The sequence below is a fragment of the Sphingomonas sp. 37zxx genome (genome assembly GCF_000786205.1).
In the GTDB taxonomy this organism is placed as follows: Bacteria; Pseudomonadota; Alphaproteobacteria; order Sphingomonadales; family Sphingomonadaceae; genus Sphingomonas.
Genome location: NZ_JROH01000077.1, coordinates 1 through 9,013, shown reverse-complemented (window position 1 = coordinate 9,013; position 9,013 = coordinate 1). Strand labels below are relative to the sequence as shown.

Sequence of the window (9,013 nt, the reverse complement as noted above, 5' to 3'; positions counted from 1 at the left end):
GCTTGGTCGCGAAGCGGCCTAGCGAAGGTTGAATGGGGGTGGCGCGGCGCTCTTGCGCCGCGCAGTTGCGGGAAGCCTTACTCCGCTGCCTCGCGCATTTCCTCAAACTCCACCTCGGCCAGAAAGCGTTCGGCGTCGAGCGCAGCCATGCAGCCCGTGCCCGCAGCGGTGATCGCCTGGCGGTACACCTTGTCCATCACGTCGCCGCAAGCGAACACGCCAGCGACGCTGGTGCGGGTCGATCCGGTTTCGACCGCGATATAGTGATCATCGTCCAGGTCGATATGCCCGCGAAACAATTCGGTCGCCGGATGGTGGCCGATCGCGACAAAGCCGCCCGCGACGTCGATCGTCGACAGCGCACCGCTGACGGTATCGCGCAATTCGATGCCCACCAGCCCCGCCGTGCCGCCGCCGTCGATGAAACACTCGACGCCCTTGTTCCACAGCACCTTGATCTTGTCGTTGGCGAACAGGCGCTCCTGCAGGATCTTCTCGGCGCGCAGGCTGTCGCGGCGGTGGATCAGCGTCACCTCATCGCTGTGGTTGGTCAGGTACAACGCTTCCTCGACTGCGGTATTGCCGCCGCCGATCACCGCCACCTTCTTGCCGCGATAGAAAAAGCCGTCGCACGTCGCACAGGCCGACACGCCCTTGCCCTTGAGCAATTCCTCGCTGTCGAGGCCAAGCCAGCGCGCCTGTGCGCCAGTGGCGATCACCAGCGTTTCGCCCTCATACACATCGCCGCCATCGCCGATCAGCCGGAACGGGCGGCGCGACAGGTCGACCTCGACGATGGTGTCGTACATCAGCCGCGTGCCGACATGTTCGGCCTGCGCCTGCATCTCCTCCATCAGCCACGGCCCCTGGATCACCTCGCGGAAGCCCGGATAATTCTCGACATCGGTGGTGGTGGTAAGCTGTCCGCCCGGCTGGATGCCCTGCACCACGATCGGTGCCATGCCGGCCCGCGCGCCATAAATGGCAGCGGAAAGCCCGGCCGGGCCAGAGCCCAGAATCAGCATGCGGGTGGTGTGCGTCGTCATGGCGTTCCATCGGATTGGAGGTTCGTGCGGTCGGCCTTACGGCGACCCGGCGTCAGAACGCAATATCGGAACCCGGACCCCGACTGTCCAGAAGCGACGCATCGCAACGATACCTGTATCGCGATGATCGGCCACATCGGCCCGGCGATGCCGGGTTCGATGGTAGCGGAGGAGGGACTTGAACCCCCGACCCCAGGATTATGATTCCCGTGCTCTAACCAACTGAGCTACTCCGCCCCAAGGGGGCCGCCTATCGGCGAAGGCGCGCTCATAAGTCGGTGTGTCCGGGCGGTCAAGCGAACATATGCCGCGACAGCGCTTCCCACGGCCCGCCGCGATACCACCACGCGCCAAGGCCGGTGATCGAAAGCCGCCTGGCGACGAAACCGGCCTCGATCTGCTGGCACAGCGCCTTGGCGACGGCGGGTTCGACCTTGTTCTGAATCGTCACATGCGGCCGCCAGCCGGCGCGATCCTGCGGGATGAGCATGGGGGCAAAGGCATCGGCCAGCCGCGCGCGGATTTCCTCGATCGCCGGCGATTCGATCCGCAGCGCCACCCCGCGTCCAAGCGACATCACCCCCGCGATTCGCGCATCGGGAGCGGCAATGCCCCGCGTCTCCGCCACCAGCCGCTGTTTCAATTCGCGCGCCAGTTCAGGCGCAAGATGATGAAACAGCGTCAGATGCGCGTCGAGCTGGTTGCGCTCGGGCGGAAAATGTTCGGCACGCAGCCGGTTGAGATAGGCCGCGTCCTGCCCGCCGAAAATCGCCGCGACGATGATCGGGGCAGGCACTGCGTCGGTCAAATCTCGACCTGGCTGCCCAGTTCGACGACTCGGTTGGTCGGCAGGCGGAAAAACTCCATCGCGCTTTCGGCGTTCCGCAGCATCCACGCGAACAGCTTTTCGCGCCACAGCGACATGCCCGGCCGCGCCGACGGCAACAATGTCTGCCGCGCCAGGAAGAAGCTGGTTTCCATCATGCGGAACTCGGCCCCGCAATCATGCACCTTGGCAAGCGCGGCGGGAACGTCGGCCTCTTCCATGAAGCCATAGCACAGGATCATGCGGTGAAACCCCTGCCCCAGATCGTCGATCTGCACCCGGCTGTCGTCCGAGACATAGGGCACGTCGACGATCTTCACCGTCAACAGAATCACGCGATCGTGCAGCACTTTGTTATGCTTCAGATTGTGCAACAGCGCGTGCGGCACGCCTTCGGGGGTGGAGGTCATGAACACCGCCGTCCCCGCCACGCGCGTGGCCGAATTGGCGGCGGACTGGATGAACACCTTGATCGGCATCGCGCTTTCGCGCAGCCGGTCGATCATCAATTTGCGCCCCTTGGCCCATGTCGTCATCAGCGTCAGGATGATCACCCCCGCCAACAGCGGAAACCAGCCGCCATCAGGTATCTTGGTCAGGTTCGATGCCAGATAGGCACCGTCGATCACCAGGAAGACAAAGGTGACGCCGAACGCCAGTGCCGTCGGCATCTTCCACACGCGCACCATCAGCACACCCAGCATGCAGGTGGTGATGAACATCGTGCCGGTAACCGCAATGCCATAAGCGGCGGCGAGATTGGTCGAGCTGCGGAAGAAGAACACCAGCAGCAGGACCATCACCAGCAACGTCCAGTTGATCACCGGAATGTAGATCTGCCCCGCCGCCGTCGCGCTGGTGTGGTTGATCCGCATGCGCGGCATGAAACCCAATTGGATCGCCTGCTGCGTCACCGAAAACGCGCCCGAGATCACCGCCTGGCTGGCGATGATCGTCGCCATCGTCGCCAGGATCACCAATGGCAGGCGGAACTCTTCGGGGGCCATGCGGAAGAATGGGTTCGCCGCGGCGCTGGGGTCGTTCATCAACAGCGCGGCCTGGCCGAGATAGTTCAGGATCAGCGCCGGCGCGACGAAATACAGCCAGCCGATCGCGATCGGCTTGCGCCCGAAATGGCCCATATCGGCATAAAGCGCCTCCGCCCCGGTGACGGCCAACACCACCGACCCAAGCGCCAGAAACGCCAGACGCGGATCATCGGCGAAAAACGCCGCCGCATAATGCGGCGACAAGGCCCACAGCACTTCCGGTGTCGGGATGATATTGATCACGCCAAGAACCGCCAGCGTGACGAAATACGTGATGATGATCGGGCCGAAGAGTTTGCCCATCACCTCGGTGCCGCGCGCCTGCATGAAGAACAGCCCGACCAGAATCACCACCGCGATCGGCAGTACCAGCGGCTCGAACCCCGCCTGCACCGTCGTCAGCCCCTCGACCGCCGACAGCACCGAGATCGCCGGGGTGATGAAGCTGTCGCCATAGAACAGCGCTGTCGCAAACACCCCCAGCATCACCAGGCTGCGCGACCATCGCTGCGCGCCCGATCGCCGGGTAATCAACGCCAGCAGCGCCAGGCTGCCGCCCTCGCCCTTGTTATCGGCGCGCATGATCAGGATGACATATTTCAGCGTGACGATGATCATCATCGTCCAAAAGATCAGGCTGACCACGCCGAACACATGCAAGCCATCGACCGGCAGCGGATGATGGCCGACGAACGATTCCTTCAGCGCATAAAGCGGACTGGTACCGATATCGCCAAAGACCACGCCGATCGCGCCGAGCGTCAGCTTCCACATGCTGCCATTGCCGTGGCTGCGCGGCGGTTCGGCGTTGTCCGAGGCTGCCAGCTCAGCCGATGAAGTCGGGGTGTCGATCACAGACGAAACGTCCGGGCGGGTAGCGGGCCTTGAGCGACCATGCGACCAATCTCTCTTTTAAGTAGTACGCGCCGTTACCACCGTCGCTGCACCGCCGCAACGTGCCAATCAGGGCAGGTTTCGCATGGCGGGACAAGCGCGAATGGCCAAGCTATATGCGCGCAATAAACTTACCCGGAGAGGATATGATCATGCGAGTCGGTGTACCCAAGGAAATCAAGAACCACGAATATCGCGTCGGCCTGACCCCGCCGTCGGTGGCCGAACTGGTGGCGGCCGGGCATCAGGTGATCGTCGAAACCAAGGCGGGCGGCGGCATCGATTTCGACGATGACGCCTATATCGCTGCCGGTGCCAGCATCGTCGCGACCGCAGCCGAAGTCTTTGCCGGCAGCGACATGATCGTGAAGGTAAAGGAACCACAGCCCTCCGAAATCGCGATGTTAGAGGCGCGGCATCTGCTGTTCACCTATCTCCACCTCGCCGCCGACAAGGCCCAGGCCGAGGGGCTGATGGCGTCGGGCGCGACCTGCATCGCCTATGAAACCGTCACCAGCGACTCGCGCTCGCTGCCGCTGCTCAAGCCGATGAGCGAGGTTGCCGGGCGCATGTCTGTACAGGTCGGCGCGCACTATCTGGAGAAGGAGCAGGGCGGTCGCGGGGTGCTGCTCGGCGGCGTGCCGGGCGTTGCCCCGGCGCGAGTCGCGATCCTGGGCGGCGGCGTATCGGGCATCAACGCGGCGCAGATGGCGGTCGGCATGCGCGCCGATGTCACGATCTATGACATCAACAATGACCGGCTGGCCGAACTCGACATGTTCTTCTCGAGCCAGATCAAGACCGCCTATGCCAGCAAGGCGGCGATCGCAGCGGCGGTAAAGAACGCGCATCTGGTGATCGGCGCGGTGCTGGTGCCGGGGGCCGCCGCGCCCAAGCTGGTGACCCGCGACATGCTCAAGACGATGAAGCGCGGATCGGTGCTGGTCGACATCGCGATCGACCAGGGGGGATGCTTCGAAACCTCGCATGCCACCACGCATGACGACCCGGTCTTCGAAGTCGACGGCGTGATCCATTATTGCGTCGCCAACATGCCGGGCGCGGTCGCGCGGACCTCGGCCTTTGCCCTCAACAACGCCACCCTGCCCTATGTGCTGCGGCTGGCCCGGATGGGAGCCGAAGGTGCGATGGCTGCCGACCGGCATCTGGCGAACGGCCTGAACGTGTCCGAGGGCAGGATTCGCCACCGCGCAGTGGCCGAGGCGCTCGACCTGCCCTTCGCCGAATGGACGGGCAACAGCGCGGCATAAGGCTGCTCGGTGAATGATGGCCCGACAGGGCATGGGCCAGCCCAGCGGGAGCGCAGGCGAAAAACCTGCGCTCCCGCCGCTCACATTTCGGGCGCGCCGCCCATTTCGGCCTGCATCCGGTTCCGCATGGCGATGAACTGGTCGAGCATCGCGATCCGTTCGGCGATTGCCGCGCGATAGGCCGAAGTCGCAGGGGATAGCGCCAGCGCGCGCAACCAATAGGCGCGCGCCGTGTCGAACTCGCCCGCGCGCACCAGCGCTATGCCATGGAAAAACCAGGGGCCGGGATGTTCAGGGTTCAGCGACCGCGCCTTGCGAAACGCCAAATTTGCCGCAGGAGAGACTGCGCCGCCCTCCTGCTGGTTCAACGCAACGCCCAGCCATGTCCATAATGGCAGGCTGTTAGGTGCGGAGCGAACGCCACCCAGCATCGCCAGCGCCGCCGACCGATCCTTGCCCGATCGGGTCAGCGCGTCGGCAACGGCGAAATAGGTGTCGGCATATTGGAAACGCCCGAACATCTGCTGGCGGATGGCGATCAGCGACGGATCGACCGGTGCCGATCGCGCCGCCCGGGCATCGGCGATGCTGCCGGCAAGCGAAGGTTGCCCTTGCAGCGCATAGCCAGTCGCGCCGAGCATCAGGGCCGCGCCGATCAACGGCCATAGCCGCGCCGCTATCCGCAGCGACCAAAGCAGCGCGCCGATCACCGCGATCAGGAAGGCCAGGCTTATGAATCCCAAGGCAAGTCTCTGGCCGGCGGGATCACCGATGCCGGCCGGGTAACTGCAAAGCGGTCAGCCGCGCCCGATGAGCCGAAGCGCCTGCGAATCGGCAACGTCCGACGCCGGCAGTTCCGTGCGGTCGCTTTCGTCCCAGATCGCCATAAGTCGGCCGGGGATGAGCGTGATCCGCCGTTCGACTTCGGCGCGGTCGCCATGCCCCAGATATTCCAGGCCAACGCTGATGATGCCGCCAGCATTGATGACGTAATCGGGCGCATAGAGGATGCCCCGCGCGTGCAGCGTTGCACCGTCGTCGCGATGGGCGAGCTGGTTATTGGCCCCGCCCGCAACTGCCTTACACCGCAGCGCCGCGATCGATTCAGGGGTCAGCACCGCGCCAAGTGCGTTCGGGCTGACGATGTCGGCCTCGATCGACAGCACCGTCTCGGGATCGGCAACCGCTGCACCCAGCGCCTCGGCCAGTGCCTGCGCGCGATCGCGATTCACATCGGCCAGTGTCAGGCGGGCGCCATCGGCAGCCAGCAGGCGCGCCAGCCCGCCGCCGACACTACCCACCCCCTGGATCGCGACATGCACACCGCGCATGTCGTCGGTACCCAGCGCGCGCTTGGCCGCAGCCTTGACGCCCAGATAGACGCCGTTGGAGGTGAACGGCCCCGGATCGCCCCCTGCCCCGCCGCTGGCGGTGGCGGGCAGGCCCGAGACGAATTTGGTCTCGCCCGACACGGTGATCATATCGGCTTCGGAAATGCCGACATCTTCGGCGGTGACATAGCGACCGCCAAGCGACTCGACCGCGCGACCGAACGCCTTGAGCATTTCAGGCGTCTTGGTGCGATTGGCATCGGCCAGGATCACGCCCTTGCCCCCGCCCATCGGCAGGCCGGCCATCGCGTTCTTGAAGCTCATGCCGCGCGACAGGCGCAGCGCATCGGTGATCGCCGCCGATGATTCGGCATAGTGCCAGAAACGGGTGCCCCCCGCCGCCGGCCCAAGCGCGGTCGAATGCACCGCGATAACCGCCTGCAGCCCACTGGCGCGGTCGGTGAAGAGGTGCAGCCCCTCATGATCGTCGAAATCGGGGAAACCCCAGTCGGTAAGCACGAACGATGATTCCGCTGTTGGGGAAGAAAATGGGGCGACCGACGGGACTTGAACCCGCAACTTCCGGCATCACAAGCCGGTGCTCTAACCAATTGAACTACGACCGCCGTAGAGCGAGCGCGTTTAGCGAGGGGTTTCGCCGAACGCAAGATTGATGCGCGGGTTTCTTCACATTGTTCGTGCGCCCTCACCATCGGGCTGCACGATCGAGGACGTCATCGCCGCGCCGCCACGGGAAATCCGCAATGCTTCCTCAGGCGTGGTCTGCCCCGCCCGCACCATCGCCCGTGCCGCCGACCCCAGATTCGGGGCCGCGACAAAAGCGTGACGCGAAAGCACGGCGGAATCACCGCCATCGTTGAGCAACCGGCTGATTGCCGAGTCGCAAGCGATCGCTTCGAACACGGCCATATGCCCCGCCTGCCCGGTGCGACCGCACGATTCGCACCCGTCGCTGACATGGATCACCGCGCCCGGATCAAAGCCCAACAGCGCCGACACCGCCGCCGATGCCTGGACCGGTTGTCGACAATCGGGGCATAAACGCTGCACCTGCCGCTGTGCCACCACCAACCGCAAGGTGGAGGCGAGCAAAAACCGCTCGACCCGCAGCGCGCGCAATTGAGCGATCGCCCCCACCGCGTCGTCGGCAGCCAGGCCGATCAGCAACAGCCGCCGTCCGCGTGCGGCTTCAAACACCATTTGCGCGGTTTCGCGATCGGGCACGTCGCCGAGCAGCACGATGTCGGGATCTTGCCGTAACACCTGGCGCAGCGCAGAGGCCGTGCCGCGCTTATCCGCGGGATCGACCACAATCCGGCCGATGCCGTCATCCGCCGCTGGTGCCCTGCCATGCTGCTCGATCGCAAACAGCCGGCGCGTGCCGACGTTCAGCCGACCGAGCAACGCCTGCAAGGTGCCAGCGCAGCCCGATCCCGGCGGACCCGCGACCACGACCACCCCGCCGATCGTGTCGAACAGCGCGCTATCGATGGTGCGAATCAGCGCGGGCGGCATGCCGATCGCGGCGAGGGGCTCGTCCACTGGGGAAAGGCCGGTTGGGGTCAACACCATGCGCGCGCCGTCGTCGGTATCAAGGCGGTGGACCAGCCATTCGGCCCCTGACCCTGCCAGTCGCCCGTCACCCTGCCCCGCGGCCAGCCCGGCGCGCGCAGCAAGGCAGGCACGCAGCGCTTTGGCCGCGGTGCCTTTGAGCGTCATGGCTTCGTGCAACACGCCATTGGCCCTGACCCGGATCGTCAACTCCTTTGCCGCAACATCGACATGCACCGCCCCGCCGCGCTGCGCCAGGCATTCGGCGAGCACGCGATCGAGCAACTCATTCGGATCGGGGGTGCCGCCGGTCGGCCGGACAGCGGCTTGCGGGGCCGAAGGCGGGCGCCGTGCAAGCAAATGATCGGTTGCCATATCCCCCCAAGGCCCGGCGAAGAGTCCAAGCGTGACGGTCCTGCGACCCTGGTGTTACGGTTTGATGTCAGGCGCGCCGATCGGGTCGCAGACCAAGGCACGGCGCTTTTCCCGGCCGACGTTTTTTGGCACGATATGGCTATGGCAACCCAAGCATCCGCCCCGCCCGCAACGCACGGCTCGGGCTATCCGCCGGCACCGGTGATCGACCATATTCTGGCCCAGCCGGGCATCCAGAAAGTGCCCAGCCCCAAGCTGACGCTGTTCGTCCGCAAACGCTTTTTATCCGCCGAAATTTGCGCGGCATTGTGCGAACAGATCGACGTGCAGCGCCGCCCGTCGACCGTATCCGACTTCAACGGCGACACCGCCTTTCGCACCAGCGAAACCTGCGACCTCGACACCAGCGATCGATTGGTCACCGAATTGGAAGCGCAGATCACCGCCTTTTGCGGGCTGGACCCCGCGCATGGCGAACCGATCCAGGGCCAGCGCTATGCCGTCGGACAGGAGTTCAAGGCGCACACCGACTATTTCGAGCCACAGGGCGCCGACTTCCAAAAATTTTGCTCGGTCGCTGGCAACCGCACCTGGACGGTGATGCTGTATCTCAACGAACCCGAGGCCGGCGGCGCGACCCGGTTCAAGG

The 9,013-nt window shown here is 65.0% G+C and carries 8 protein-coding genes and 2 tRNA genes; 2 read left to right on the top strand and 8 right to left on the bottom strand.

All coding sequences use genetic code 11. The annotated features are described in order from the left end of the window. Positions 1-77: 77 nt before the first annotated feature. The 4 genes from trxB to QU44_RS16365 all read right to left on the bottom strand — a co-directional run bounded on the left by trxB (position 78) and on the right by QU44_RS16365 (position 3,695). On the bottom strand, positions 78-1,046 hold the full coding sequence (gene trxB / locus QU44_RS16380) for a thioredoxin-disulfide reductase (protein ID WP_033923483.1): 969 nt from the start codon (positions 1,044-1,046) through the stop codon (positions 78-80). Positions 1,047-1,206: 160 nt separating this feature from the next. Then, a tRNA-Met gene (locus QU44_RS16375) sits at positions 1,207-1,283 on the bottom strand. A gap of 55 nt (positions 1,284-1,338) precedes the next feature. After that, on the bottom strand, positions 1,339-1,854 hold the full coding sequence (locus tag QU44_RS16370) for a 2'-5' RNA ligase family protein (RefSeq protein WP_033923482.1): 516 nt from the start codon (positions 1,852-1,854) through the stop codon (positions 1,339-1,341). Further along, entirely contained in the window at positions 1,851-3,695 is a 1,845-nt protein-coding gene (locus QU44_RS16365; protein WP_081988129.1) for a potassium transporter Kup, read from the bottom strand. The genes QU44_RS16370 and QU44_RS16365 overlap by 4 nt, the downstream gene beginning before the upstream one ends. A 272-nt stretch (positions 3,696-3,967) precedes the next feature. On the opposite strand from QU44_RS16365, the gene ald reads away from it, so the two are divergent. Beyond that, on the top strand, positions 3,968-5,086 hold the full coding sequence (gene ald, locus QU44_RS16360) for an alanine dehydrogenase (protein WP_033923485.1): 1,119 nt from the start codon (positions 3,968-3,970) through the stop codon (positions 5,084-5,086). 80 nt (positions 5,087-5,166) lie between these two features. On the opposite strand, the gene QU44_RS16355 is transcribed toward ald, so the two are convergent. The 4 genes from QU44_RS16355 to QU44_RS16340 all read right to left on the bottom strand — a co-directional run bounded on the left by QU44_RS16355 (position 5,167) and on the right by QU44_RS16340 (position 8,364). After that, on the bottom strand, positions 5,167-5,829 hold the full coding sequence (locus QU44_RS16355; protein WP_033923481.1) for a tetratricopeptide repeat protein: 663 nt from the start codon (positions 5,827-5,829) through the stop codon (positions 5,167-5,169). A 54-nt stretch (positions 5,830-5,883) separates the two neighbouring features. After that, positions 5,884-6,936 (bottom strand): Glu/Leu/Phe/Val family dehydrogenase, encoded by a 1,053-nt coding sequence (locus tag QU44_RS16350; protein WP_033923480.1) that lies wholly within the window; start codon positions 6,934-6,936, stop codon positions 5,884-5,886. Between the two features lie 30 nt (positions 6,937-6,966). Next, a tRNA-His gene (locus QU44_RS16345) sits at positions 6,967-7,043 on the bottom strand. A 61-nt stretch (positions 7,044-7,104) separates the two neighbouring features. Beyond that, complete coding sequence (locus QU44_RS16340; protein ID WP_052135024.1) at positions 7,105-8,364, bottom strand: GspE/PulE family protein; 1,260 nt, start codon at positions 8,362-8,364, stop codon at positions 7,105-7,107. Between the two features lie 141 nt (positions 8,365-8,505). Between QU44_RS16340 and QU44_RS16335 the strand changes: the two genes are divergently transcribed. Continuing rightward, positions 8,506-9,013 (top strand): 2OG-Fe(II) oxygenase (locus QU44_RS16335; protein WP_033923479.1); only part of this gene is annotated, 508 nt, incomplete at its 3' end.